Source organism: Streptomyces sp. NPDC057249, from assembly GCF_042669245.1.
Classification (GTDB): domain Bacteria; phylum Actinomycetota; class Actinomycetes; order Streptomycetales; family Streptomycetaceae; genus Streptomyces.
On sequence record NZ_JBHUXS010000027.1, the window covers coordinates 38,772 to 64,204 of the forward strand.

Annotated in this window: 18 protein-coding genes; 9 read left to right on the plus strand and 9 right to left on the minus strand. The window is 74.1% G+C overall.

The features are described 5' to 3' along the window. Window positions 1–79: 79 nt before the first annotated feature. The 9 genes from fxsA (at window position 80) to fxsT (ACFUJY_RS32820) (ending at window position 14,067) form a co-directional block, all read left to right on the plus strand. A complete protein-coding gene (gene fxsA / locus ACFUJY_RS32780; RefSeq protein ID WP_383306398.1) occupies window positions 80–268 on the plus strand; it encodes an FxSxx-COOH cyclophane-containing RiPP peptide in 189 nt (62 codons plus the stop codon). A 243-nt stretch (window positions 269–511) separates the two neighbouring features. Beyond that, window positions 512–1,669 carry an FxsB family cyclophane-forming radical SAM/SPASM peptide maturase gene (locus ACFUJY_RS32785; RefSeq protein WP_383306400.1) on the plus strand — a complete coding sequence of 386 codons (1,158 nt, stop codon included), beginning with the start codon at window positions 512–514 and terminating at the stop codon, window positions 1,667–1,669. After that, complete coding sequence (locus ACFUJY_RS32790) at window positions 1,666–3,057, plus strand: aKG-HExxH-type peptide beta-hydroxylase (protein WP_383306402.1); 1,392 nt, start codon at window positions 1,666–1,668, stop codon at window positions 3,055–3,057. Before ACFUJY_RS32785 ends, ACFUJY_RS32790 begins: the two co-directional genes overlap by 4 nt. A gap of 81 nt (window positions 3,058–3,138) precedes the next feature. Beyond that, the gene (gene fxsT / locus ACFUJY_RS32795) at window positions 3,139–6,132 is read left to right on the plus strand and encodes an FxSxx-COOH system tetratricopeptide repeat protein (RefSeq protein WP_383306404.1); all 2,994 of its coding nucleotides are present in this window, start codon (window positions 3,139–3,141) and stop codon (window positions 6,130–6,132) included. 81 nt (window positions 6,133–6,213) lie between these two features. Continuing rightward, a complete protein-coding gene (locus ACFUJY_RS32800) occupies window positions 6,214–6,603 on the plus strand; it encodes a CU044_2847 family protein (RefSeq protein ID WP_383306406.1) in 390 nt (129 codons plus the stop codon). Next, a complete protein-coding gene (locus ACFUJY_RS32805; RefSeq protein ID WP_383306408.1) occupies window positions 6,600–7,547 on the plus strand; it encodes an AAA family ATPase in 948 nt (315 codons plus the stop codon). Before ACFUJY_RS32800 ends, ACFUJY_RS32805 begins: the two co-directional genes overlap by 4 nt. A gap of 1 nt (window position 7,548) precedes the next feature. Then, on the plus strand, window positions 7,549–9,540 hold the full coding sequence (locus tag ACFUJY_RS32810; protein WP_383306409.1) for a hypothetical protein: 1,992 nt from the start codon (window positions 7,549–7,551) through the stop codon (window positions 9,538–9,540). Continuing rightward, the gene (locus ACFUJY_RS32815) at window positions 9,533–10,789 is read left to right on the plus strand and encodes a CHAT domain-containing protein (protein WP_383306411.1); all 1,257 of its coding nucleotides are present in this window, start codon (window positions 9,533–9,535) and stop codon (window positions 10,787–10,789) included. Before ACFUJY_RS32810 ends, ACFUJY_RS32815 begins: the two co-directional genes overlap by 8 nt. Continuing rightward, window positions 10,786–14,067: an FxSxx-COOH system tetratricopeptide repeat protein gene (gene fxsT / locus ACFUJY_RS32820; protein WP_383306413.1), complete on the plus strand. Its 3,282-nt coding sequence runs from the start codon at window positions 10,786–10,788 to the stop codon at window positions 14,065–14,067. The genes ACFUJY_RS32815 and fxsT (ACFUJY_RS32820) overlap by 4 nt, the downstream gene beginning before the upstream one ends. Window positions 14,068–14,136: 69 nt before the next feature. Here the strand turns inward: fxsT (ACFUJY_RS32820) and ACFUJY_RS32825 are convergent, their stop codons facing one another. The 9 genes from ACFUJY_RS32825 to ACFUJY_RS32865 all read right to left on the minus strand — a co-directional run bounded on the left by ACFUJY_RS32825 (window position 14,137) and on the right by ACFUJY_RS32865 (window position 25,412). Then, a complete protein-coding gene (locus ACFUJY_RS32825; RefSeq protein WP_383306415.1) occupies window positions 14,137–17,958 on the minus strand; it encodes a multifunctional oxoglutarate decarboxylase/oxoglutarate dehydrogenase thiamine pyrophosphate-binding subunit/dihydrolipoyllysine-residue succinyltransferase subunit in 3,822 nt (1,273 codons plus the stop codon). A gap of 257 nt (window positions 17,959–18,215) precedes the next feature. After that, a complete protein-coding gene (locus ACFUJY_RS32830) occupies window positions 18,216–19,292 on the minus strand; it encodes an ATP-binding protein (RefSeq protein WP_383306417.1) in 1,077 nt (358 codons plus the stop codon). Further along, entirely contained in the window at window positions 19,289–20,026 is a 738-nt protein-coding gene (locus ACFUJY_RS32835; protein ID WP_073963975.1) for a response regulator transcription factor, read from the minus strand. The genes ACFUJY_RS32830 and ACFUJY_RS32835 overlap by 4 nt, the downstream gene beginning before the upstream one ends. 236 nt (window positions 20,027–20,262) lie before the next feature. Then, window positions 20,263–20,955, minus strand: coding sequence for a spermidine synthase (locus ACFUJY_RS32840; protein ID WP_383306419.1), 693 nt, complete (start codon window positions 20,953–20,955; stop codon window positions 20,263–20,265). A 97-nt stretch (window positions 20,956–21,052) separates the two neighbouring features. Beyond that, window positions 21,053–21,655 (minus strand): hypothetical protein, encoded by a 603-nt coding sequence (locus ACFUJY_RS32845; RefSeq protein WP_383306421.1) that lies wholly within the window; start codon window positions 21,653–21,655, stop codon window positions 21,053–21,055. Further along, on the minus strand, window positions 21,652–22,956 hold the full coding sequence (locus tag ACFUJY_RS32850; RefSeq protein WP_383306423.1) for a hypothetical protein: 1,305 nt from the start codon (window positions 22,954–22,956) through the stop codon (window positions 21,652–21,654). The genes ACFUJY_RS32845 and ACFUJY_RS32850 overlap by 4 nt, the downstream gene beginning before the upstream one ends. Next, window positions 22,953–23,738 (minus strand): ATP-binding cassette domain-containing protein, encoded by a 786-nt coding sequence (locus ACFUJY_RS32855; protein WP_383306425.1) that lies wholly within the window; start codon window positions 23,736–23,738, stop codon window positions 22,953–22,955. Before ACFUJY_RS32855 ends, ACFUJY_RS32850 begins: the two co-directional genes overlap by 4 nt. A 10-nt stretch (window positions 23,739–23,748) precedes the next feature. Next, window positions 23,749–24,813 (minus strand): hypothetical protein, encoded by a 1,065-nt coding sequence (locus ACFUJY_RS32860; protein WP_383306427.1) that lies wholly within the window; start codon window positions 24,811–24,813, stop codon window positions 23,749–23,751. Beyond that, complete coding sequence (locus ACFUJY_RS32865) at window positions 24,810–25,412, minus strand: RNA polymerase sigma factor (protein ID WP_383306429.1); 603 nt, start codon at window positions 25,410–25,412, stop codon at window positions 24,810–24,812. Before ACFUJY_RS32865 ends, ACFUJY_RS32860 begins: the two co-directional genes overlap by 4 nt. Window positions 25,413–25,433 lie beyond the last annotated feature (21 nt).

Sequence of the window (25,433 nt, forward strand, 5' to 3'; positions counted from 1 at the left end):
AGGGAAGCGGGACCGGCGGGACGCGCTCGACGGCGAGCGGGTCACCGGCCGGCCCGGTGCTGCGGTACGGGGAGGCGTGATGAGCGAGTCGACACGGAACGGCGGGACGGGCGCGGCCGGCACGGGTGAACTGCCGGACCTGCTGGGCCTGGACCTGGCGACCCTGCGGACGATGGACCACCCGGTGCTGACCGAGGTGGTGGCGGATCTGCGGGGGCGGGCGGAGCAGCCGAAGGAGACGCTCTGGGGGTTCAACAACGCCTTCTGAGCCTTGATCGTGTCGGCGAGGCGCTGCGCGTCATCGCACGATTCCGGCCCGTGGTGCACCCGATCGAGACATCATCGCCCGGGTGCTGCCTGGCCCTGTCCCTCACCGGGAACACTCGCCCCGGGCCGGTACGGGGGTGCCTCGGCCGGCGTACAGCACGGGGGTGCGTGAGTGGCTGGACGGACGACGCCGCGAGGACGGCACACGGAGCACGACGCGACGGGGGCGCCGGGCGCTCCGGGCGTGGCACCGGTGCCCTTCGGGCAGTTCATCGTGAAGGTGCACGGCCGCTGCAACCTGGCCTGCCGTTACTGCTACCTGTACGCAGGGCCCGACCGCACCTGGCGCGACCGCCCGTCCGCCGCGTCGCCCGCCGTCCTCGACCGGACCGCCGCCCGGATCGCCGAGCACGCGACCGCCCACGGGCTCGGCCGCGTCGCCCTCGTCCTGCACGGCGGCGAACCCCTGCTCGCCGGACCCGACCGGCTGGGGGCCCTCGCCGACGCGGTGCGCGCACGGGTGCCGGCCGGCTGCACCGTGCGCACCACCGTGCAGACCAACGCCACGCTGCTCACGGACGCCGGCATCGCCACCCTCGCCCGGCACGGCATCCGCGTCGGCATCAGCCTCGACGGCGGACTCGCCGCCCACAACACCCTGCGCACCGACCACGCGGGCCGCCCGTCCTGGCCCGCAGCCTCCCGGGGCGCCCGGCTCCTGGCCGACCACCACCCCGAGGCGTACGCGGGCATCCTCACGGTCGTGGACCCGGGCACCGACCCCGTCGAGATGTACGAATCGCTGCTCGCGCTGCGCCCTCCGGCCCTGGACCTCCTGCTGCCGCACGGCAACTGGTCCAGCCCGCCGCCGGGCCTGGCGGAGCTTCCCGGGGGCCTGGTCCCCGGCCGGGCCACCCCGTACGGCGACTGGCTGTGCGCGGTCTTCGACCGCTGGTGGCAGGCGCCCCGGCGGGAGACCCGCGTCCGGCTGTTCGAGGAGTGCTTCGCGCTGCTCCTCGGGCTGCCCGCCGCGACCGAATCCCTCGGCCTGGACCCGCTCAACGCGGTCGTGATCGAGACGGACGGCTCCATCGAGCAGGTCGACTCGCTCAAGTCCGCGTACGACGGCGCGGCCGCCACCGGCCTCGACGTCTTCCACCACACCTTCGACGAGGCGCTGCGCCACCCCGGTGTGGCCGCCCGCCAGGCGGGGGCCGGCGCACTCGCCGCCGCCTGCCGCGCCTGCCCGCTGCTGACCGTGTGCGGGGGCGGCCACTACGCACACCGCTACCGCGCAGACAACGGCTTCCGGAACCCCTCCGTCTACTGCGCCGACCTCGAACGGCTGATCCGCCACATCGCGGACCGGCTCGCCGAAGCAACCGCTGGAGACCCCCCATGAGTTCTGCCGTTCCCGACCACGTCCTGCGCGAACTCGGGCGCACCGAGGGCGACGCCGCATCGCTGGGCCTGCTCGTCCGCGACCAGGACACCCGCCGCCTCCTCCTCCTGCGGGCCGTGCTCGACGCGGCGGAGGCCGCCCCGGCCGCCGTGTGCCCGCCACCGCTGCTGGACCGCCTCCGCGCGGACTGGGCCCTCCTCGAAGCGGCCGAACACGCGGACCGGGGCGCGGTGCGCACGGTCCTCTTCCACCCCCTGGTCGGTCCCTGGGCGCAACGGCTGCTGGGCGGCCTGACCTCCGACGCTCCGGCGGGGCCCGACCTCCTGGCCGACCTGGCCCACCTGACGGCGCTCTCGGCGGCGGCGGGGGTGCGGGCGGGGGTGCGGTTCCGGGCGCGGCTCGGCCCCCGGGGCGGACTGCTGTCGCTGCCCACGCTGGGGGCCGTACGGGCGGAGACCGGGCCGGTCGAACTCCACGGCGGCGAAGGGGAGCTGTCGGTACGGCCGGCCGGCGGCGCGCCGTTCACCGTCCGCGTCCAGCAGGACGGCTCCACCAGCTCGGCGGACCCCCGCTGGGTGCCGGTGGTCATGCTGCCGGCCGTGGTGCCCGGGGCCGGCCCCGTGGCGCTGGACGACCTCGACCCGTACCGGACGCGGGGCAGCGGGCTCGAAGCCCACGGGCTGAGCGGATCGACCCAGATCGACGACTGGGAGCGCAAGGCGTGGATCGAGTCCTGGTCCGGGGTCGAACCGCTGCTGCGCCTGGGCGGGGAGCACCGGCTCACCGAGGCCGCCGTCCTGCTGCGCTGCATGGTGCCGCTCGGGCCGCCGCCCGGCTCCGGGCCCACCGGCCGCAGCGCCGCGCACTGCAGCGGCACCCGGCGCGAGGCGTTCGGCGCGGTCCTCAGCAGCAAGCCCGCCACCGCCGCGTACTTCGCCTCCACGCTCGTGCACGAACTCCAGCACACCAAACTCGCCGCCCTCTGCGCCCTCACCCCCCTGCACCACGAGGACGCGACGCCCCGGCACTTCGCGCCCTGGCGCCCCGACCCCCGGCCCTTCGACGGGCTGCTGCAGGGCGCCTATTCGCACCTGGCCCTCGCCGACTACTGGCAGCGCTTCGCCCTCTGCGCCCGGCGCGTCACGCACCGGGACGCGGCCTGGGCCGAACACGCGCGCTGCCGGCAGCAGGTCGGGGCCGTACTGCCGGTACTGGCGGGATCGGCCTCGCTCACCGCCGAGGGGCGCACGCTCGTCAACGAGATGATCACTCTTTACCACCGTCTGGAGGATTCGCCGCCTCCCACGGGTCACCTTGCGCGTGCGGAGGCGTACGTGGCCACCGCCAAAGTGATATGGCAGCAGAGGAACGGCTCGTCCAGGAGTTGAGCGGTGACGCGAGGACGACCGGCGCCGGCATGTCCCGGTGTATCTTGAAAAAGCTCACAACGAGGTCAGGGAGACGGTTGAATGCCCGCTACGCGTAAGCAAGTTGGAGCAATCGGGGCGCAGACCATCACCCTGAGCTTCGCCGGTTACAACCGGGCCTGGGCGGCGTGGATCGCGGACCGGCTGGAGCGGCGCGGGGTGACGGTCGTCCAGCAGCGCTGGGACCCGCCGATCGACGTGCCGCTGGAGGAATCGCTCCGCGACCTGATGCTCGCGCGCGGACAGATCCTGGTCCTGCTCAGCGACTGGTACTTCCAGCTCGGGCCGCGCAGCCACGAGGAGTGGAACCGGGCCCTGCGCGAGGTGGTCGTGCCCGATCAGGACCGCTTCGCCGCCGCGTCCATCACCACCGCGGCCCTCCCCGGCGCGACCTCGGCCTTCGCCGCCGCCGACCTGACCAACGTCGGTGCGGACGAGGCGGAGCGCCGGCTGCTCGTCCGTCTCGGGCTGCCCTCCGACCCGCTCCCGGACGCCGCCGCCGCGCGGCCCGGGCCCCGCTACCCCGCGGACACCCCCGAGGTCTGGGGCGGGGTGCCGCGCCGCAACACCCGGTTCACCGGCCGCGAGGGACTGCTGGCCGAGACGTACCAGGCGCTGCAGGAGGCGGGCACCGGTGCGGGCGTGGTGACGCTGCACGGCATGTCCGGCGTCGGCAAGACCCAGCTCGCCGCGGAGTACGTGTACCGCTTCGGCTCCGACTACGACGTCGTCTGGTGGGTCCCCGCCGACCGGCGCGCGCTGTTCCGGCAGAAGCTCGCCGAACTCGCCCCGGAGCTCGGCCTGTCCACCGGCCCGGAATACGGTGAACGGCTCCGAGCCGTTCGCGACTCACTGCGCAGGGGCGACCCGCACCCCCACTGGCTGCTCATCCTGGACGGCGCCGACGAGCCCGACCAGATCTGGGACCTGGTGCCCACCGGCCCCGGACACGTGCTCATCACCTCCCGCAACCCCGAGTGGAGCGAGCACAACAGCAACCTGGTCGAGGTGCCGGTCTACCGGCGCGACGAGTCCGTGGCCTTCATCCGCCGACGCGCCCCGCGCCTGACGCCGGCCGAGGCCGACCAGCTCGCCGAGGCCCTCGAAGACCTGCCGCTGCTGCTCGACCAGACGGCGGGGTGGCTGAACGACTCGGACATGTCCGTCGAGGAGTACATCGAACTCCTCAACGGCGGCATCGACCAGGACGTCGTCAAGGTCTCCGCGGACTTCCCGCTCGCCTTCCAGACCGCCTGGTCGATACTGCTGAACAAGCTCCGGGACACCGTCCCCGAGTCCGTCGACCTGCTGCGCCTGTGCAGCTTCTTCGCGCCCGGCTCCATCCCCGTACGCCTGCTGAAGGAGATGCCGTCGGGGGAGCTGCCCGAACAGCTCTCGGGGCTGCTGAACGACCCGCTGCTGTGGAACAGGGCCATCGGCCAGCTGCGCCAGTACTCCGTGGTGCGGCTGGAGTCCCACGAGTCGGGCGTGGACGAGGTGTCCTCGGGCGAGTCGGTCTACCTGCACCGCATGGTCCACCAGATCGTGCGCAAGGACATGCCGGACCGGGACCGGCAGGAGTTCATGGACGTCGTCCGGCGCGCACTCGCCGCCGCCGACCCCGGCCGGCCGACGGACACCCGGCTCTGGCCCCGCTACGCCGAGGTCACCCCGCACCTGAAGTGGGCCGACGTCCTGCGCAGCCCGGAGCCGGCGGTGCACACCCTCGTGCTCAACTGCCTGCGGTACATGTATCTCTCCGGTGAGTACCGTGCCGGGATCAAGCTGGGCGCGCGCGCCCTGACGGCCTGGCGCGAGCTGCTGGGGGAGAACCACCCGCGCGTCTGGGACGTGAGCCACCACTACGCCAACCTGCTGCGGGCCGTGGGCGACTACGCCGGGACCGAGGCCATCGAACGGGCCGCGGTCGAACACCTGCGGACCGAACGCGGTCCCCAGGATCTGGAACACCTCCGGGCGGCCGGCGGTCTGGCGGCGGACCTCCGGGGGCTCGGCCGGTACGCGGAGGCGCAGGAGCTGTCGAGCTGGGTCCTGACGCAGTACCGGGAGCTGCTGGGCGAGCAGGACTCCCGCACGCTCAGCGCCCAGAACAACCTCGGTACGTCGATGCGGCTCCTCGGCCGCTACGAAGAGGCGCTGGAACTCAACCGCCGCACCCTCGAAGCGCGCCGTCAGCTGCTGCGACCGCGTCACGCCTGGACGCTCTACTCCGAGGTCAACTACGCCACCGATCTGCGCCTCCTCGGCCGGTACCACGAGGCCCAGTCGATTCAGGCGCTGAGCGCTCGCGTCCACCGGACCGTGATGGGTGCCGACAACCCGCAGACCCTGCGCGCGGAGCACAACCTGGCGCTCTGCCAGTACCGCGGGGGCGAGCGGAGCAATGCGGCGGTGCTGTTCACCCGCGTACTGGAGCGTGGTGAACGCGTGCTCGGCGAGAGCGACCCGCTGACCATGATGTTCGCCGCCAGCCAGAGCTTCTTCGCCCGTGAGCACGCCGACATCGACCAGGCCAGGGCCATAAGCGAGAGGGTCGTCCAGGGCTACGTGGACATGCTGGGCGAGGAGCACCCGTACGTGGCGGGCACCCGCGCCAACCACGCCCTGATCCTCCGCAGTGTCGGGGAGCGCCAGCAGGCGTACCACCTGTTGGAGGAAGCGCTCGCCGACATGGGCCGTTCCGTCGGTGAGAATCACCCCTGGACGCTGGGCTGCGCCATCAACGCCTCCGCCGTGCGCAACCTGATCGGCGATGTGGAGGGCGCCGTGGCCCTGACCGACTCCCTGGTCACGCGCGCCATCGAGGTCCTGGGCCGCACCCATCCCCTGACGCTCTCCGCCCGCGTCGCCCACGCCGCGGACCTGCGCGGCATCCGGGACAGGCAGCGCGCGGAGAAGGTCGAGACGGAGGCTCTGGACGACCTGGTGGCGACGCTGGGCGCGCAGCACGTGCATACCGTGTCGGCCCGTTCCCGGAACAGGCCGTACTGGGACTTCGAACCGCAGATGATCTGACGGCATGGCGTCGGTGACGTCCTGTCAGTAACCTTCTCACGCAAATCGATCGCGCGACTGGGGGCGACAATGACGGTAGTCGTGGGTTCACCCGTACCCGGCGAGGACGGCCCCATACCGGTGGTCGTGGAGGCCGAGGCGTTCACGACCGTCACCGACGCCGACTCCCTCTACGGCAGCGAGGACACCCGGGACGGTGCCGGAGCCGGGCGCCGGGCGCTCGGGGCGGCGCACGACCTGTACGGGGACGGCCTCGACCTCGCCCGGCGCTGCGCCTCCCAGGCGATGCGCAGGCTGGGCGACCTCGGGGACGGGCTGCGGCCCGACGAGGTCGAGCTCCAGGTCGGCATCACCTTCGAGGCGGGCATGGCGGCCGTGGTGAAGGCCGGGGCGGAGGCGCAGATCCAGGTCACCTTCCGCTGGCAGCCGGGGCGTGAGGACCGGGTGTCCACGGTGGTGGCGCCCTCGTGAGCGGCGCGGCGGCCGAGGCGTTACCCGCGCCGATCCTCCCGTACAGCCGCATCGTCGGGCAGGACGAACTGAAGCTGGCCCTGGAGCTGAACTACATCGCACCGGCCATCGGCGGCGTCCTCATCGCGGGCCGGCGCGGCACGGCCAAGTCCACCGTGGTGCGGGCCTTCGCCCTGATGACCGGCGGGTGCCTGCCCGTGACCCTGCCGATCAACGCGACCGACGACCGGGTGCTCGGCGGCTGGGAGCTGGACGCCCTGATGCACGGAGAGGCGCGACGGCAGCCCGGCCTCCTGGAGGAGGCGCACGAGAAGGGGCTGCTGTACGTCGACGAGGTCAACCTCCTGGACGACCACATCGTCAACATCATCCTCGACGTCGTCTCCACCGGTGTCCTGTCCGTGCAGCGGGAGGGCATCGACACCGAGGCCCATGTCTCGTTCGGGCTCGTCGGCACGATGAACCCCGAGGAGGGCAGCCTGCGGGCCCAGCTCCTCGACCGGTTCGGACTGATGGTGACCGCAGCCGAGCTGGACATCGAGGAACGGCACCGGATGATCACCACCGTGCTCGCCTTCGAGGAGGAACGCCTCGTCCCCGGCTCCGCCTGGTTACGGGCCGCCGAGGACGACAACGAGCGGCTGCGGGACGCCCTGACCGCCGCCCGGGAACGGCTGACCGAGGTCCGGCTGGACCGGGACATCAGCCGGCTCTGCGCCGAGGCCGCCGCCCGCACCGGAGCCGTCGGCCAGCGCGGCGACCTGCTGGTGGCCAAGGCGGCCCGCGCCCTCGCCGCGAAGGACGGAGCCCGGACGGTGGAGCGTGCGCACGTCCGCCGGGTGGTGCCGCTCGCCCTGCGCCACCGCAGGCCCGATTCGGTGCACGGGCCCGAGCCGGCCTGGGGACCGGAAGAGGAATCCGCGCTCGACGAGCTCTTCGGCTGACATGCGGACACCGGCGCGGACGACGTGGGACCAGGCTCCGGAGGAGCCGGACGGGGCCCTCCGCCGCCTGCTCACCGTGCTCGTCTCCGCCGCGCTCGACCCCTCGCTCGCCGGCGTCCTGCTGTTCGACCTCCCGCCCGAGCACGTGCCGGTCGTCACCCGGGTGTTCGCGCACCTGCTCGGCCGCTCGTCCGGGCACCCGCCGGGCCGCCCAGCGCCCCGGACCGTCCTGGACGCCGCCACGGTGGAAGAGGACCTGTGGATACGCCCACGGGTGCGCCGGGGCGCGGAAGGCATCGGGTTCACCTTCGGTCCCGGGCCGCTGGCCGAACCGGACGACGGGCCCCGGCTCGTCGTCGTCCCCGACCTCGCCCGGCTCAGCGTCCCCGGCCTGCGCGCCGCCGTCCAGCTGCTCGGCTCGGACACCGCCGTCCTGGAGCACTCCGGCATACGGCACCACTGGCGGCCCCGCGCACGCTGGCTGGCGTGCTGCCGGTCCGAGGACGCCGCGCTGCTCTCCCCGCACCTCCTGGACCGCTTCGCCCTGCGCCTCGCCACCCCGGACCTGTGCCCGCGCCCCGGTCCGGACCCGCTCGGCCCGCTCCCGGCCGGCTGGGCGACGGCCCTCGCACCGGACACCCCCCGGCCCCGCCTCACCCTCACCGACGAGGCCGCCTCGGTGGTGCTGGACCTCCTGGACGAGCAGGAGGGCGTCGGCGGCCGGCGCGCGCTCGCCCTGGCCCGCATCGCCCGCTCCCTGGCCCGGCTCGACGGCCACGGCGAGCCCGAAGGCGCCCGCGCCGACGCACCCCACGCCGACGCACCCCGCCCCGACGCACCCCGCCCCGACGCACCCCGCCCCGACGCCCCGCTCCCCGTCACCCCCGCCCATGTGGACCGCGCCGCGCGGCTGATCCGGCTCCGCACCCCGCACCGCCCGGAAGCGCGGCCCGAGCACGTCCCGGACCGGGCGGCGCCCGAGCCCCCGGACGCGGGCCGCCCGGGGCCGCGTCCAAAGCGCCCGCGCGGCGCCGAGCAGGAGGCCGACGCCGGTGTCCCCGTGCACGGGCCGGACACCGCACAGCCGCTGGGCCCGGCGGAGGCGCCCGGGGTGCCGCCACCGGCCCCGGACCTCCCGTACCCGGAGGACGTGGCGGGACCCGGGCACGGCGAGGCCACCCTCCGGCTGCCGGCCCGGCGCGACGCGGCGGCGCGCGCCTCCCGGGGGCCGGTCATCGGGGTGCGGCGCGCCCGCGACCTGTGGGACCTGGCCCCGGTCCGCACCGCGATGGAGGCCGCCAAGTACCGGGCCGTCCGGGGCGGCGCGGAGGGCCCGCTGGTGATCGCCCCGCCGGACCTGCGCGGCTACGTCCGGGCCCCGGAGCCCGTACGGATGCTGACCGTCGTCCTCGACCACACGTGCCGGGGCGGCTGGGACTGGTACCCGGCCCTGGAACCGTTCCTGCGCTGGGCCTACGTCACCCGGGCCTCCGTCCATGTGGTGGAGGTCGGCGGCGAGGGCGAACCGGATGAGCTCCGGGCCCGCGCGTTCACCGCCCGCTCCACCCGGGACCCCCGCATCGCCGCCGCGCTGGCCCGGCGCCCCGGACGGGCGACCCCGCTCGCCCACGGGCTCGACCTCGCCGGGCAGGCGCTGCGGCGGGCGTTCCGGCACCACAGCGCCGGACTGGTCGAAGCGCTGCTGGTCGTCGCCACCGACGGCCGGGGCAACGTACCGCTGTCGGTGAGCCGCAGCGGCCGGCCGGGGAACGGCCCGGTGCGCCGGACGGGCGTCGACGACGCCGTGGCGGTGGCGGCCCACATCCGTGCCCTGGGCCGCAGCCGCCTCCGCACCGTGGTCGTGGACCCCGGCCGGCCCCCCTACACCCGGCTTCCGGCGGCCCTGGCCGAGGCCCTGGGCGGCGGGGTCGCCGGACCGGCCGGCGACGCGGACGCCCCGGGCGCCCCGGACCGGCAGGCCAGCCATGGCTGACGGGCGGCTCCGGCTGATCCGGAGCGTGGTCGCGTCCGCCGCGCAGGCGCTGCCCGGTCCGCGCCCCCCGGCACCTCGCGGCCTGGGCGCCGCACCCGTGGACGCCGCCCGCCCGCCCGACACGGCGTACGCCCGCGTCCGGGTCGGGCGCCACCACACCGGGGCCGGTGACCCCGACGCGTTCGGCATCGAGGCGTGGTGCGCGGGCGTCGACCACCTCCCGTACACCACCGGGCCCGGCCAGCTCCGGCCCGCGGACATCGGGTTCGGCCACGCGCGCCGGGGCGGCACCCCGCCCTCCGAGCTGTTCCGGTCCATCCGGCGCTGGTCGGGGTACCAGCACCGGCTGACGGACTGGATCAACCGGTGCCGGCGGGTCCACGGCGACGCCCTCCAGATCGTGTTCCTGGACCAGACCGGCTTCGAGCTGCCCTGGGAGGCCCTGGACCTGCCCCCCGAGCCGGGCGCCGGGCTGCGCGGCGGGCCGCTCGGCGCGCTCGTGGACGTGGCGCGCTGGCTGGACGACTTCCCGGAGCGGCCGGTCGCCCCGGACGGCCGGGTCCTGAGCTTCTTCCACGCCGACATGACCCGCGACCAGGAGTTCTTCCAGCCGTACGAACACCGGCCGCACTTCGGCATCGAAAGCTTCCTGAACAACCTGGACGATCTCGCCGAGCAGCGCACCGGCCTGGTCTACATGGGCTGCCACGGCACCTTCGACCAGGAACTCAGCAAGCTGACCCTGGCCGGTGGCACCTGGGCCGACTACCACGACCTGGACATGCGCCTCCTGGGCCGCGACGAGGCCCTGGTCTGCCTCAACGCCTGCCACTCCGGGCGCTTCCTCGACTACGGCGGCGACGGCAGGCAGTACCTGCGCGGGTTCACCCAGATCTTCCTGCGCAACGGAGCGGGCGGCTGCATCGTCTCCGCGGGCGCGGTCGGCGACCCCGAGGCCCGGGTGATGATCCGCCGCATCGTCGACAGCGTGACCGAGGACCCCGGCCGGCCCGTCGCCGGTGCGCTCCGGGCCTTCCGCGCACAGGTCCACGACACGTTCCTGGCGGGTGGCGGGGTCCCGATGATGGTCAAGGACGACGGCACCTTCGACGCGGACCGGCAGCGGAACGTGCTGCGGCTCCTGTACAGCCTGATGTTCCAGTACTACGGGCATCCGCTCAGCACCCTGCGCCTCACCACGCGCCGGCCCGGCGTGCCCGTACCGGCCGAAGCGGGTGGGCGGCCATGACCCGTGACGAACGCCCCCTGCTCATCGAGCCCGTCGTGGGCTGGCTCTCCGAAGTGGAGCCGGGCCTGGTCCAGTGCGTCAGCGTCGACCTGCGCGGCCCCCTCGACGCCCACGGGGACACGGACGGCGACGCCTGGCCGTACGAGGAGGAGGAGCTGACGTTCAGCGTCGCCCTGGAAGGCGCCCCGCACTTCGTCTGCGAGGCGATCGAGGACCCCGGCCTCGTCCTCCACCGCTTCGGCGGTACGTACGGGCCCGCGACGTTCCTCGTCACCGCGGGGCCCTCGGCCGGGCCCGGTGTGCTGCGGCTGACCATCTTCAACCAGTGGGGCGCCTCGGTCCGCAAGGCCGAACTGCCCTGCGCCATCACGGAGTCGGCCCGCCCCGGAGCGGTGGTGCGGGGCACGGTCGCCGCCCGCCCGGACCCGCCGGCCGCGCAGCCGGGCCCCCCGCGGCCCGACGCGGGCATCACCATCAGCTCCGCCGGATACGACCGGGCCTGGGCGGAGTGGATCGGTCACCGGCTGAGGCGGCGCGGGGTGCCGGTGGTCCAGCGGGACTGGAATCCCGCGCCGGAGGTGCCGCTGGAAGAGGCGCTGCGGGAGCTGACGCTCGCGCCCGGCCGCGTTCTGGTGATCCTCAGCGACGGGTACCTCCAGCTCGGACCCCGGAGCCACGAGGAGTGGGACCGTGCCCTGCGCTCCGAAGTCGCCCCCCGGGCGGACCGGTTCGCGGCCGTGAGCGTCACCGCGCCCGCGCTCCCCGGAACCGCGAGCGCCTTCGGTGCCGTCGACCTGACCGGCGTCGGCGCCGAGGAGGCGGAGCGGCGGCTCCTCGCCCGGCTGGGACTGCCCGCCGACCCGCTGCCGCCGGACCCGGCCGGACCGGGGCGACCCCGCTTCCCGGCGAGCCCGCCCGCCGTGTGGGGCGGAGTACCGCGCCGCAATCACCGCTTCACCGGCCGGGAGGATCTGCTGGCGGCCGTCCACGAGGAGTTCCACCGGGCCGCGCCCGGGCGGCGCCGTGTCGTCCTGCACGGCATGCCCGGAATCGGCAAGACGCAGCTGGCGCTGGAGTACGCCCACCGCTTCGTCTCCGACTACGACGTCGTCTGGTGGGTGCCCGCGGACCGGCGCGCCCACTACCGGCAGGGGTTCGCCGAACTGGCCCCGGCGCTCGGCCTGTCGACCGGCGACGAGTACGGCGAACGGCTCCGAGCCGTACGCGAGGCGCTGGGCCGGGGGGAGCCGTCCCCGCACTGGCTCCTGATCCTGGACGGGGCGGACGATCCCGAACAGCTGTGGGACCTGGTGCCCGCCGGGCCCGGACACGTGCTGATCACCTCCCGGAACCCGGAGTGGGCCGAGCGCGGCGGCCACATCCTCGAAGTACCCGCCCACGCCCGCCAGGAGTCGGTCGCCCTTCTGCGCAGCCGGGCTCCACGCCTCACCCCTGCCGAAGCCGGCCGGCTCGCCGAGGCGCTGGAGGACCTCCCGCTCCTGCTCGACCAGGCGGCCGGCTGGCTGAACGAATCGGCCATGCCGGTCGAGGAGTACATCGGACTGCTCGAAGAAGGCGCCGACCAGGACGTCGTCAGGGTGTCCGCCGACTTCCCGCTCGCCTTCCGGACCGCCTGGTCGATCCTGCTGAACAGACTCCGCGAGACCGCCCCGGAAGCCGTCGGACTGCTGCACCTCTGCTGCTTCTTCGCGCCCGGCGCCGTCCCCGTGCACCTGCTCAGGACCGTGCCGCCGGAGGTGTTGCCCGAGGGCCACGCCCGGCTGCTGCGCGAACCGCGGCTGTGGAGCAGCGCGATCCGCCACCTGCGCCGGTTCTCCGTCATCCGCGTGGAGTCCCGGGGGGCCGACGAGTCGGTCCACCTGCACCGCATGGTCCACCAGATCATCCGCAGGGACCTGCCCGAGCGGGAGCGGCGGGCGCTCGCCGAGGGGGCCGCCCGGGCGCTCGCCGCCACCGCCCCGGGCGACCCCTCCGACCCGCGCCACTGGCCCGCGTACGCCGCACTCACCACCCACCTGGAATGGGCGGAGGTGCTGGACAGCACGGACCCGCGGGTCCACCAGCTGGTCCTCGACTGCCTGCGCTACATGTACCTGTCCGGCGAGTACGGCAGCGGCATCCGGTTCGCCGCACCGGCGATGCGGTCCTGGGAGAGCGCCCTCGGCGCCGCCGACCCCCGGATCTGGGCCCTGCGCCACCACTACGCCAACCTGCTGCGGGCCCTCGGCGACTACCGGAACAGCGAGAAGGTCGAGCGCGCCACCGCGGACTTCCTGGCGGCCGAGCGCGGCGAACTGGACCTGGACCATCTGCGGGCCGCCGGCGGACTCGCCGCCGACCTGCGCGGGCTCGGCCGCTATCAGGAGGCGGCGGAGCTGTCCGCGTCGATCCTGGAACGCGACCGCCGGCTCCTCGGCCCCGAGGACCCGCGCACCCTCAACGCGGAGAACAACCTCGCCGTCTCCCTGCGGCTCCTCGGCCGGTACCGGGACGCGCTCGCCCTGGACGAACGCTGCCTCGAAGCCCGCCGGGCGGTGCTGTCGCCCGACGCGCCGCCGGCGCTGTACTCGGAGATCAACCTCGCCACGGACCTGCGGCTCCTCGGCCGGTACCGGGAGGCGGAACACGCGCTGCGAGAAACGGTCGACCACCATCTGCGGGTGCTGGGGGGCAACGCCCCGCAGACCCTGCGCGGCCGGTACCACCTGGCGATGTGCCAGTACGCGACCAGGGGGGCCCCGGCCGTGCGCACGGACCTGGACCGCATCAGGCGGGACGCCCTGCGGGCCTTCGGCGAGTACGCCCCGCTCACCCTGCTGATCAGCGCCGGAAGCGCCACCGTGCAACGGGAGGCGGGCGAGCCGGACGAGGCCCTGGAACTCCACGAGCAGGTGGTGGCCGGCTACCGGAGCATGCTGGGCGACGCGCACCCGTACACCATCGGTACGCGGGGGAACCTGGGGCTGATGCGGTGGACGGCCGGGGACCGGGACCGGGGGGCCGAGGGCGTCGAGCGGGCCGTCGTCCGGATGGCGCGGGCCGTTGGCGAGGACCATCCCTGGTCGATCGGCTGGGCGCTGAACACGGCGCTGGTGCGGCCCGCGGACCGGCGGCTGCCGGGGCGTACGAACAGCGACCGGGCCGACGCGGTGCTGGGGCCCCGCCACCCGCTGGCCGCGGCCTGCCGGCAGCTGCTCACCGCCGGCCCGGCGGACCCGCCTCCCCGGTTCTGGCCCTTCGAACCGCTGGTCACCTGAGCGATACGGCCGAGGGGCCCGCCCCGCGCTCGCGCGCGGGACGGGCCCCTCGGCCGTACGGGCTGCCGGTCAGGCCTCGAAGACCTCGTTGACCAGCTGGGTCTGCTCCGCCTGGTGGCGCTTGGCCGAGCCGACCGCCGGGGACGAGCCGTGCGGGCGCGAGATGCGGCGCAGGCGCTCGCCGTGCGGGACGTCCGCGCCGACGGCCAGGTCCAGGTGGTCGATCAGGTTCAGGGCGATGAACGGCCAGGCACCCTGGTTGGCCGGCTCCTCCTGGGCCCACAGGTACTTCGCGGCGTTCGGGTACTTGGCGATCTCGGCCTGGATCTCCGCACCCGGCAGCGGGTACAGGCGCTCCAGACGGATGATCGCGGTGTCCGTGACGCCCCGCTTCTCGCGCTCGGCCTCCAGGTCGTAGTAGACCTTGCCGGCGCAGAAGACGACCTTGCGGACGGCGCTCGGGTCGACCGAGTCGTCGCCGATGACCGGGCGGAAGCCGCCGGTGGTGAACTCCTCCACCTTCGACGCGGCCGCCTTGAGGCGGAGCATCGACTTCGGGGTGAAGACGATCAGCGGCTTGTGGTGCGGGTTGTGCACCTGCCACCGCAGCAGGTGGAAGTAGTTCGACGGCAGGGTCGGCATCGCGACCGTCATGTTGTCCTGCGCGCACATCTGGAGGAAGCGCTCCGGGCGGGCGGACGAGTGGTCCGGGCCCTGGCCCTCGTAACCGTGCGGCAGGAGCAGCGTGACGCCGGAGGTCTGGCCCCACTTCTGCTCGGCCGAGGAGATGAACTCGTCCACGACGGTCTGCGCGCCGTTGACGAAGTCACCGAACTGGGCCTCCCAGATGACCAGCGACTCCGGGCGGGCCAGCGAGTACCCGTACTCGAAGCCCATCGCCGCGTACTCGCTGAGCAGCGAGTCGTAGACGTTGTAACGGGCCTGGTCGTCCGTCAGGTAGAGAAGCGGGGTGTAGTCCTCGCCCGTGACCTGGTCGACCAGGACCGCGTGGCGCTGGCCGAAGGTGCCGCGGCGGCTGTCCTGGCCGGCGAGCCGGACCGGGGTGCCCTCCATCAGCAGCGAACCGATGGCCAGGGTCTCGCCCATGCCCCAGTCGATCGTGCCGTTCTCCACCGAGGCGGCACGCCGCTGCATCTGCGGCATCAGACGCGGGTGCACGGTGATCGACTCGGGGATGTTGACCTGCGACTCGGCGATCCGCTTGACGACCTCGTCGGAGACCGCGGTGTTCACGGCGACCGGGAAGTGGGCCTGCGGGTCGGAGACGTGCGGCTGCGCGGGCTGCGAGGTGGCCTCGCGGACCTCGGCGAAGACCTTCTCCAGCTGGCCCTGGAAGTCCTGGAGCGCCTGCTCCGCCTCTTCCAGGGTGATGTCGCCGCGACCGATCAGGGACTCGGTGTAGAGCTTGCGCACCGAGCGCTTCTTGTCGATCAGGGTGTACATCTGCGGGTTGGTGAACTCCGGGTTGTCGCCCTCGTTGTGACCGCGGCGGCGGTAGCAGATGAGGTCGATCACGACGTCCTTGTTGAACGCCTGGCGGAACTCGAAGGCGAGCCGGGCGACCCGGACGACGGCCTCGGGGTCGTCGCCGTTGACGTGGATGATCGGCGCCTCGATCATGCGCGCCACGTCGGTGGCGTACATCGAGGAGCGGGAGGACTCCGGGGCGGCGGTGAAGCCGACCTGGTTGTTGATCACCACGTGCACGGTGCCGCCGGTGCGGTAGCCGCGCAGCTGCGACATGTTCAGCGTCTCGGCGACGACGCCCTGGCCGGCGAAGGCCGCGTCGCCGTGCAGGGCGACGGGCAGGACGGTGAAGTCCGTGCCGCCCTTGTTGATGATGTCCTGCTTGGCGCGGGCGATGCCCTCCAGGACCGGGTCGACCGCCTCCAGGTGCGAGGGGTTGGCGGCCAGCGAGACCTTGATCTGCTCGCCGTCCAGCCCGGTGAAGGTGCCCTCGGCGCCCAGGTGGTACTTCACGTCGCCGGAGCCGTGCATCGAGCGCGGGTCGAGGTTGCCCTCGAACTCGCGGAAGATCTGGGCGTACGACTTGCCCACGATGTTCGCCAGGACGTTCAGCCGGCCGCGGTGGGCCATGCCGATGACGACCTCGTCGAGGCGGGCCTCGGCGGCGGAGTCGATGACCGCGTCGAGCAGCGGGATGACGGACTCGCCGCCCTCCAGCGAGAACCGCTTCTGGCCGACGTACTTGGTCTGGAGGAACGTCTCGAACGCCTCGGCGGCGTTGAGCCGGCGCAGGATGCGCAGCTGCTCCTCGCGCTCGGGCTTGGGGCGCGGGCGCTCCACCCGGTCCTGGAGCCACTTGCGCTGCTTCGGGTCCTGGATGTGCATGAACTCGATGCCGGTGGTGCGGCAGTACGACTCGCGCAGCACGCCGAGGATGTCGCGGAGCTTCATCATCGACTTGCCGGCGAACCCGCCGACCGCGAAGTCCCGCTCCAGGTCCCACAGGGTGAGGCCGTGCTCGGTGATGTCGAGGTCGGGGTGCTTGCGCTGGTGGTACTCCAGCGGGTCGGTGTCGGCCATGACGTGGCCCCGGACCCGGTAGGAGTGGATCAGCTCGAAGACCCGCGCGGCCTTGGTGACGTCGTCGTCGTGCGAGGCGTCGATGTCCTTGAGCCAGCGGACCGGCTCGTAGGGGATGCGCAGCGCCTTGAAGATCTCGTCGTAGAACTCGTTCTCGCCGAGCAGCAGCTGGGAGAGGATGCGCAGGAACTCGCCCGACGCGGCACCCTGGATGACCCGGTGGTCGTACGTCGAGGTCAGGGTCATGACCTTGGAGATGCCCAGCTTGTTCAGGGTGTCCTGCGAGGTGCCCTGGAACTCGGCCGGGTAGTCCATCGCGCCGACGCCCATGATGAGGCCCTGACCGGGCATCAGGCGGGGCACCGAGTGGACGGTGCCGATGCCGCCGGGGTTGGTCAGCGAGGCGGTGACGCCGGTGAAGTCGTCCATGCCGAGCTTGCCGTTGCGGGCGCGCCGGACGATGTCCTCGTACGCCTGCCAGAACTCGAAGAAGTTGAGCGTCTCGGCCTTCTTGATGGCCGCGACGACCAGCTGGCGGTCGCCGTTCGGCTTCACCAGGTCGATGGCGAGGCCGAGGTTGACGTGCTCGGGCTTGACGAGGGTCGGCTTGCCGTCCTTCTCCGCGTAGGAGTAGTTCATGGCCGGCATGGCCTTGAGCGCCTGCACCATCGCGTACCCGATGAGGTGCGTGAAGGAGATCTTCCCGCCCCGGGCGCGCTTGAGGTGGTTGTTGATGACGATGCGGTTGTCGAAGAGCAGCTTCACCGGGACGGCGCGCACGGACGTGGCCGTGGGCAGCTCCAGCGAGGCGTTCATGTTCTTCGCGACCGCGGCGGACGGGCCGCGCAGCGTCACGTACTCCGGTCCGGCCGGCGCCTCGGTGTCCGCGGCGGCCTTGGCCTTGGCGGGGGCCTTCGCGGCGGGTGCCTTGGCGGCCGGAGCCGGGGCGGCCTTCGCCGGTGCGGCCGGGGCCGGGGCCTTGGGCGCGGCGGGGGCGGCCTTCGCCGGGGCGGCGGGCTGCGCCGGAGCCTGCGCGGCGGGCTGCGCCGGGGCGGCCGGGGCGGTGGTGGGGGCGGCCGGGGCCGCGGGCGCTGCAGCCCCCGCGGCTGCGGCGCCGGGCTTGTCCGCCGTGCCGGTCTTGCCCGGCTTGTAGTCGGCGAAGAAGTCCCACCAGGCGCGATCGACCGAATTGGGGTCCTGGAGGTACTGCTGGTAGATCTCGTCGACGAGCCACTCATTGGCGCCGAATGCCGCGGCCGGGTTGGTGCCCGGGCCGGCCTGGTCGGTCGAGATGCTCGAGTTACTGGGGGACTGAGACGACACGGCGGTGACCGCCCTCTTCCGCTTCGCAAGGTGATGGACAGCGGGAATCAAGGCTACGCCTCCGCAGCCGTTCCTTGCAGGCCGGGGAGGTCTTCGTCGTGCAAGTCACATCGGAAGCCGGGTTTCGGCACTGGAAATGGCGGGAAACAAGCATGGTTCCGCTTCGCTCCGGGTACGCGAGGCCGCCGCAGCGGCCACCTGGACCGTACTCCGTTGCCGGAACACGTAGAACGCGGCCTTCCGGTTCGAACTCTATGTCAACTTCGCGGCTGCGGAATCCCCGGAAGAGTGACGCGGATGCGGCAGCCGCGAGCAGATTCGGCCACTCCGATCCGGCCGCCGTGGAGATCCACCGCCCAGCGGGCGATCGCCAGGCCGAGACCCGTACCGCCGTCGCTGCCCGGGCCGTGCGGCGAGGCCACCTCGCCCCGGTTGAACCGCTCGAAGACCCGGTGCCGCTCGGACTCCGGAATGCCCGGGCCCTCGTCCACCACCTCCAGGTGCAGGGACTCGGGCTGCGGGCCGCGCCGGGCCAGCACCGTGACCCGGCCGTGCGGCGGGCTGTGCTTGACGGCGTTGTCGATGAGATTGGCCACCACCTGGTGCAGCCGCTCCGCGTCCGCGTGCGCGGTCAGCTCCGGCGGCGACACGTCCAGGTGCAGATGGACGTCCGTACGGGAGTGGTTGCCGGACCCCGAGGAGAGCCGGCGGTGCGCGGCGGCGAGGTTCGCCTCCTTCAGCACCCCGGAGAGATAGGGCCAGACCTCGAAGCGGTTGGCCTTCAGCGTGACCACGCCGTTGTCCAGCCGGGACAGGTCGAGCAGCGTCTCCACCAGGCGGCCCAGGCGCTCCGTCTGCTTCAGCGCGGTGCGCATCGTCTCCGGATCGGCCGAGGACACCCCGTCCACGACGTTCTCCAGGACGGCTCTCAGCGCCGCGATGGGCGTGCGCAGCTCGTGCGAGACGTTCGCCACCAGCTCCTTGCGGTGCCGGTCCACGGCCGCCAGGTCGTCCGCCATCAGATTGATGGTCTGCGCCAGGTCGCCGAGCTCGTCGCGCCGGTCCGCCCCGTTGACCCGGCGCGTGTAGTCGCCGTGCGAGATCGACCGGGCCACCGCGCGCATCTCGTCCAGCGGCGCGGTCAGGCCGTGCGCCACGAACTGGGTGATCAGCAGGGTGGCGATGACCGAGAACACGGTGATGAACCGCAGCTCGGTGCGCGTCCGGAAGGCCACCATGATCAGCCCGGTCGTGATGAACACCGAGACGACCACCAGGGTCCCCAGCTTGGCCTTGATCGAGAACGGCCGCAGCCCCGTTCCGGGCGCGGTCATGGCGCGGGGGTCTCCAGCGCGTAGCCGACGCCGTGCACGGTACGGATGCGCTCCGCGCCGATCTTCCGGCGCAGCGCCTTGATGTGGCTGTCGACGGTCCGGGTGCCCGAGGCGTCCGCCCAGTCCCAGACCTCCGCGAGCAGCTGCTCCCGGGAGAGCACCGCGCGCGGGGTGTTCGCCAGGCAGACCAGCAGGTCGAACTCGGTCGGCGTCAGGTGCACGTCGTCGGCGCGGACCCGGACCCGGCGCTGCGCGTGGTCGATCTCCAGCTCGCCGAGGCGGAGTATGCCGCTGCGCGGTGTCACGGCGGCCAGCGCGGCCCGCTCCACCCGGCGCAGCAGCACGTGCACCCGGGCCGCCAGCTCACGCATCGAGAACGGCTTGGTCATGTAGTCGTCGGCGCCGACCCCGAGCCCGACGAGCATGTCCGTCTCGTCGTCCCGCGCGGTCAGCATCAGCACCGGCACCGGCCGCTGGGCCTGCACGCGGCGGCAGACCTCCAGGCCGTCGAAGCCGGGCAGCATGATGTCGAGCACCATCAGGTCCGGCTGCCACGCCTCGGCGGCGTCCACGGCGGCCGGGCCGTCGAGAGCGGTCTGCACGAGAAAGCCCTCCGCCCGCAGCCGGGCGGAAATGGCATCGACGATCGTGGCGTCGTCCTCGACCACCAGCACCCGGCGCTGCGCGCCCGGGGTGGCCGCGACGCCGCTGTGGGTGGTGTGTGTCTGTTCCATCGCCCCGCCCCTGCCCGTTCTCACGGAGGCCATTCCCCCGGACGTACGGTTTTCGCTCGTGAATTTCGTTGGGTGATCCCGCTACCGGTCAGCAGCGTAGAGGCAGCGGAGGCTTTTCGGCTACGCAGGGTGCAAGGCCGGACCCCCGGGAGGGACCTCGGCGCGTGGCGGGGCGACGCGCTTCTCGGCCCGGGGCCCGGGGCGTTCGGGGGCTTCCGATACCCGCCGGGGGGATCTCACTCACCCCTGATTGCGAGATGGACCACGTCGGGCACACCTCGGGCAACGCCCACTTCTTCCGTCCTTACCCCCTGGAACCCGGCATTCCGTAGGGCTTGGTCGAATGCGGCGGACGGTTGTGCGGACCAGACGGCGAGCACCCCGCCCGGGGTGAGCCGGGCGTGGCAGTCCGCGAGACCGGCGGGGGAGTACAGGTCGTTGTTGTCCTCGGTGACCGTCCAGTCCGGCCCGTTGTCGATGTCCAGACACAGCGCGTCGTAACGGTCCGTAGTCGTGCGCAGGTATGCGACGAGGTCGGTCGTCAGGATCTCCGTGCGGGGATCGGCGAGCGCGGGTCCCGAGATCCGGTCCAGCGGCCCCCGCCGGTGCCAGTCCACGATCGCCTCCTCCCGCTCGGCGACCGCGATCCGGCCCCACCGGGGCTCGCCGGCGGCCCGGGCGAGCGAGAACCCGACCCCCAGCCCTCCGATGAGCACGGCGGGCGCGGACCGGCCGGCCGGGAGCGCGGCGAGCGCGGCGTCGATCAGCAGCCGCTCGGACCGCCCGTCGGAGGTGTCCATCAGGAAGCACCCGTTGGCGATGATCTCGAAGTCCTCCCCCCGCCGGCGCAGGACGACCTCCCCGTACGGTCCCTCGCGGCGGTCCAGGGTGACGGGGGCGTCGGCGTCGGGGCCGAACGTGTGGGACATGGCGCTGATCTCCGGTGGCCGTGGTCGCTGTCCCCGCCATCCTCGCGTGCCGGGGCGGGCGGGGGCCAGCGGGTTCGTACGGCCCGGCCCCCCCGGGTCAGCCGCGTTCGCGGCGCGGCCCGCGTACGGCGTAGAGCGCCGCCCCCGCCGCGAACGCCGCCGTCGCGACGGCCCACGCCCACACCTGGGGCCCCGGCTGCATCGGCCAGGCCCACACGGAGGCGGCGCCGCCCGGGGTCCGGGGCGCGGCCAGGTACACCGCGCCGATGTACACGGTGATCGGCAGCCAGCTGAGCCGGGCCCCGATCAGGGCGGCCGCAGCGGCCGCGACGCCGGTGGCGCCGAGCACGTTGCGCACCATGCCGGGCGCGCCGAACGCCTCCGGGTGCCCGGGAACGGCCAGCGCGAGGGCCGCGGCGGCCGGGACGGTGAGCGCGAGCAGGTGCGCCAGCCGGCGGGGCCACCAGCGCCGGACCGCCGTCCGGTCGAGCTCGTCGGCGGCGGCGTACAGGCTCGTCCCGATGGCGGACGAGACCAGCAGCGGGGCCAGGACCAGGACGGGGACGCGGGCGCTGTGGTCGAAGGTGGGCTGCGCCTGGATCCAGTGGGCGGCCCAGGCGGCGAGCAGGGCCGTGCAGGCCACGGCGGCGGCGGTACGGGGGAGGGCGCGGGAGCGGAGGTAGAGGACGGGCAGGCTCACAGCGTCGGCACCTCCGCGAAGTCGCAGCTGGTACGCGTCGTCATGTAGCGGCCGAGCCAGGCGCGGCGCTCGGGGGCGGGCATGGCTTCTAGGCGGCGGAGCTCGGGGGACTTCTCCGTGCCGGGGGCCAGCGCGTAGGGGCCGGTGAGCCAGGTCCCCACGGCGTCGTCCGTCGCGCCCACGGCACGGCCGCCGGTGTCCTGGTCCGGGTGATCCGTGCAATCCCGCATCGTCATGTTGCCCGCCACCTGATAGGCGAAGTCCTCCGTGTCCTGCAACCGCCCGCGCAGGAGGTACCAGCCGGGATTCGGTGGCGGCATCCACGCCTCGTCCGAGCCGTGCAGCGGCAGCCGGGCGACGTAACGTTCCGGCGCGCCCCGCACACCCTCCAGCCGCCCGGTCAGCCCCGACACCGCCTCGGCGACCTGGGGCAGCAGGTGCGCCCGGCGCCCGCTCAGGCAGATCTGCGGGCTGCCCTCCGTGCAGACGAGGCGGACGGCCGCCGGGTCGTCCCGGAACAGGCCCTCGCCCGTGGCCACGATCAGCGGGGCGACGACGGCCGCCACGGCGAGCGGCACGAGGGCGGCGAGCCGGCGCCGGGCCGCGACGGCGGTGAGCGCGGCGGCCGCGAGCCCGCCGGTCCAGGCCGCCATGGCGGGGGCGTACCACCACACAGGCAGGCTGTCTTCCCGTGCGATGTTCACGGCCGGGTCCAGATACCGCGCCGGGGATTCCGAGTAGCTGGGCACCCCGAGCACCAGGTACATCAGCGCGGCGAGCACGGGCGGCGCCAGCCGCCACCGGCACCGCACGCCGACGGCGAACCCGAGCAGCGCCACGGCCGCCAGAACGGCGCCGTCCACCACGGCGAGCGAGAGGAGCGGGCCGCCGCCGCCCGCGTACGGCCAGGTGGCCAGCAGCGCCCCGGCCAGCGCGATCACGTACCCGGCGACCGCCCACAGCGCGATCGGCAGCGCGGCCACCGCCATCCGCGACCACCGGGCACGCGGTGTGGAGCGCCACAGCTCATCGGTCGAGCGCCGGTGGTCGCGGGCGCCCTGCCAGCAGGCCGCCGCGGCCACCAGCGGAGCGGCGAGCAGGATGGCGCCGGAGTGCAGGATGCTCTGGGTCTCGATCCAGTCGCCCTGCCAGTCGTCGGCCTTGGCGGCCATGGTCACGCCGAGCATGAGCGCCGTGGACAGCCCGGTCCACGGGCCGATGCCGCGCCGCGCCTCGGTGCGCAGCGGGGGGAGCGCCGGGCCGGAGGGCTTCCGTCGCACGGGGGCTTCGGTGAGGGTCATCGGGTGCCCGCCGTCGCCCGGTGGGAGCGCAGGGCGGTGGTGTAGCCGCGCTCGATCGGGCTGCCGTGGAGGGCGTCCGGGTCGTCGCCGTCCTTGCCGAGGGCCGCCAGCTCGCGCGTCGTCCCCCGGTACGCGACGCGGCCCGCCTCGATCAGGGTGACGTCCTCGCAGGCCGCCACCACGTCCTCGACCAGGTGGGTGGAGAGGATGACCGTCGCGTCCTGCCCGAGGTCCCGCATCAGGGCGCGGAACTCGACGCGCTGTTCCGGGTCGAGCCCGGCGGTCGGTTCGTCCAGGAGCAGCAGCTCCGGTTCGTTGACGATCGCCTGGGCGATGCCGACGCGCCGGAGCATGCCGCCGGACAGCGTCTTCATCCGGGAGTCGATCCGACCGGCAAGACCCACACGGTCCACCGCGCGCTCCACGGCGGCGGCCACCCGGGCGCCGTCCATCTCCTTGAGCCACGCCACGTAGGCGACGAACTCGCGGACGGTGAACCCGGCGTAGTGGCCGAACTCCTGCGGCAGATAGCCCAGCCTGCGCCGGACCTCCGCCCGGGCCCGGTGGCCGGATGCCGAACCCACCTCGGCGCCCAGCAGCTCGATCCGCCCGGCGTCCGGCGCGGTGGCCGTGGACAGGACCCGGATCAGCGAGGTCTTGCCCGCCCCGTTGGGGCCCAGGAGCCCGTGGACACCGGGCCCGAAGGCGAGATCGACGGAGTCCAGGGCGGTCCTGCGGCGGTGCCGCACCGTCAGCCCCGACACCTTGACGGTGCTGTTCACGCGATCACGCTCATGACGTCTCCAGGTGGTCGAAGGATCGGCGGCGCAGGACGAGCAGGGCGGCGCCGAGCACGGCCGCCCCCGCCCACGCGCCCTGTGCGGGGAGCCCCGCGAAGTAGCGGAGCGCCGTCGGCGTTCCGTCGAGCAGTGCGGACGGGGACCCGTCGAGCGCCGGTACGGTGACGGCGGCCGCCCAGCCCGTCGCGACGACGACCGCCGCGGTGCGGCAGCCGACGTACGAGCCGAGCCCCAGGGCCGCGAGCGTCAGGGCGAGCCCGGGCAGCAGCCAGGCCAGGGGGCCCGGCCCGCCGGCGGACGCGGGCAGCACCGCCCAGGCCAGGGCGAGCGCCGGGACGGTCGCCCCGAGCACCGCGGCCGTCCTGGTCAGCAGCAGCCGCAGCCCGCCGCCGGGGGAGGTGGCGACGATCTCGTGCAGGGGGTCGGCGGAGCGCCCGTACGAGACCCCGACCCCGGCGAGCGGCAGCACCGGCGCGACGAGCAGCAGGAGCATTCGGGCCGAGCCGCCGAGCCCGCCGCCGTACGCCAGCGCCACCGCCGCGCACACCACGAGCAGCAACGCCCCCGTCCACGGTCCCCGCAGCGCGGGCCCGGCGGCCCAGAGCACCCGCCCGACGCGGCGGCCACCGGGCACCCGACGCCACGCGGCGCCGGGCACGCCGCGCCCTGCGGCGCCCGCCCCGGGGGTACGGCCGTGCCATGCCCCGGGCGCACCCGCGCCGCCGGACCGGCGTCCCGCGCCACGTGCCCGGCGCCACCTGCGCACCCCCGCCGCCGGGACCGTTCCGGCCCCCGGCTCAGCCGCTGAGACCGTCCCCGCTCCCGACCCCACCCCCGCCGCCCGGACCGGCTCCGTTCCGGCCTCGGCCAGGACCGCGGCCAGGACCGCGTCCAGTACCGCCGCTCCGGCCGCCCGGTCGCGTACCGCCCCGGACACGCGTTCCGCGCAGCCCGTACAGGACTCGACGTGCTTCTCCAGGGACCAGGCATCCGTCTCCGGGGCCGTACCCTCCGCGTACCGGAGGACCAGATCGTCCGTCACGTGCCACGTCGTCATGCCGTGCCTCCCAGGGGGCCGTTCTCCGTGACCAGCCGGTCCAGGGCGGCGCGCAGCTCGCGGCGGGCCCGCATGGCCCGGGTCTTGACCGTGCCCTCCGGTATGCCGAGCAGCCGGGCGGCCTCCCGGGTGGTCAGGCCGTCGACGACCGTCGCCCGCAGGACCTCCCGCAGCTCGGGCGAGATCCGGTCGAGCGCGGCGCCCACATCCCCGTACTCCAGACCGGTCAGCACCCGGTCCTCGGCGGACGGCACGGGCGCGGCCCAGCGGCCGTCCCCCGCCCGTCCGGCCGCCGCCGCGCGTTCCGTCCGGGCCCGGGTCCGCTGGGCGTCGACCAGGCGGCGGGCGGCGATCACCCAGAGCCAGCCGCCCGCCTCCGCACCCCGGTGCGCGGCGGCGGAGCGCCAGACCGTCACGAAGGTGTCCTGCACGACCTCCCGCACGGTCTCCGCGTCCCGGCACCGGCGGCTCAGCCGGGCGAGCAGCCAGCCGGCATGCCGGTCGTAGAACGCGGCCAGGGCGGCCGTGTCCCCCTGCGCGACGGCACGCAGCAGCGCCTCGTCGCTCCGGTCGTCCCCCGAGGGGTGCAAGTCGCTCACACCCCCTCTATCGACGGCGGC

What these genes read in the sequence shown, in the direction of transcription:
- ACFUJY_RS32790 (WP_383306402.1), top strand. Translation starts at nt 1,666, where the DNA reads ATGAGTTCTGCCGTTCCCGACCACGTCCTGCGCGAACTCGGGCGCACC.
- ACFUJY_RS32810 (WP_383306409.1), top strand. Translation starts at nt 7,549, where the DNA reads ATGCGGACACCGGCGCGGACGACGTGGGACCAGGCTCCGGAGGAGCCG.
- fxsT (WP_383306413.1), top strand. Translation starts at nt 10,786, where the DNA reads ATGACCCGTGACGAACGCCCCCTGCTCATCGAGCCCGTCGTGGGCTGG.
- ACFUJY_RS32815 (WP_383306411.1), top strand. Translation starts at nt 9,533, where the DNA reads ATGGCTGACGGGCGGCTCCGGCTGATCCGGAGCGTGGTCGCGTCCGCC.
- fxsA (WP_383306398.1), top strand. Translation starts at nt 80, where the DNA reads ATGAGCGAGTCGACACGGAACGGCGGGACGGGCGCGGCCGGCACGGGT.
- ACFUJY_RS32850 (WP_383306423.1), bottom strand. Translation starts at nt 22,956, where the DNA reads ATGACCCTCACCGAAGCCCCCGTGCGACGGAAGCCCTCCGGCCCGGCG.
- fxsT (WP_383306404.1), top strand. Translation starts at nt 3,139, where the DNA reads ATGCCCGCTACGCGTAAGCAAGTTGGAGCAATCGGGGCGCAGACCATC.
- ACFUJY_RS32840 (WP_383306419.1), bottom strand. Translation starts at nt 20,955, where the DNA reads ATGTCCCACACGTTCGGCCCCGACGCCGACGCCCCCGTCACCCTGGAC.
- ACFUJY_RS32860 (WP_383306427.1), bottom strand. Translation starts at nt 24,813, where the DNA reads ATGACGACGTGGCACGTGACGGACGATCTGGTCCTCCGGTACGCGGAG.
- ACFUJY_RS32835 (WP_073963975.1), bottom strand. Translation starts at nt 20,026, where the DNA reads ATGGAACAGACACACACCACCCACAGCGGCGTCGCGGCCACCCCGGGC.
- ACFUJY_RS32830 (WP_383306417.1), bottom strand. Translation starts at nt 19,292, where the DNA reads ATGACCGCGCCCGGAACGGGGCTGCGGCCGTTCTCGATCAAGGCCAAG.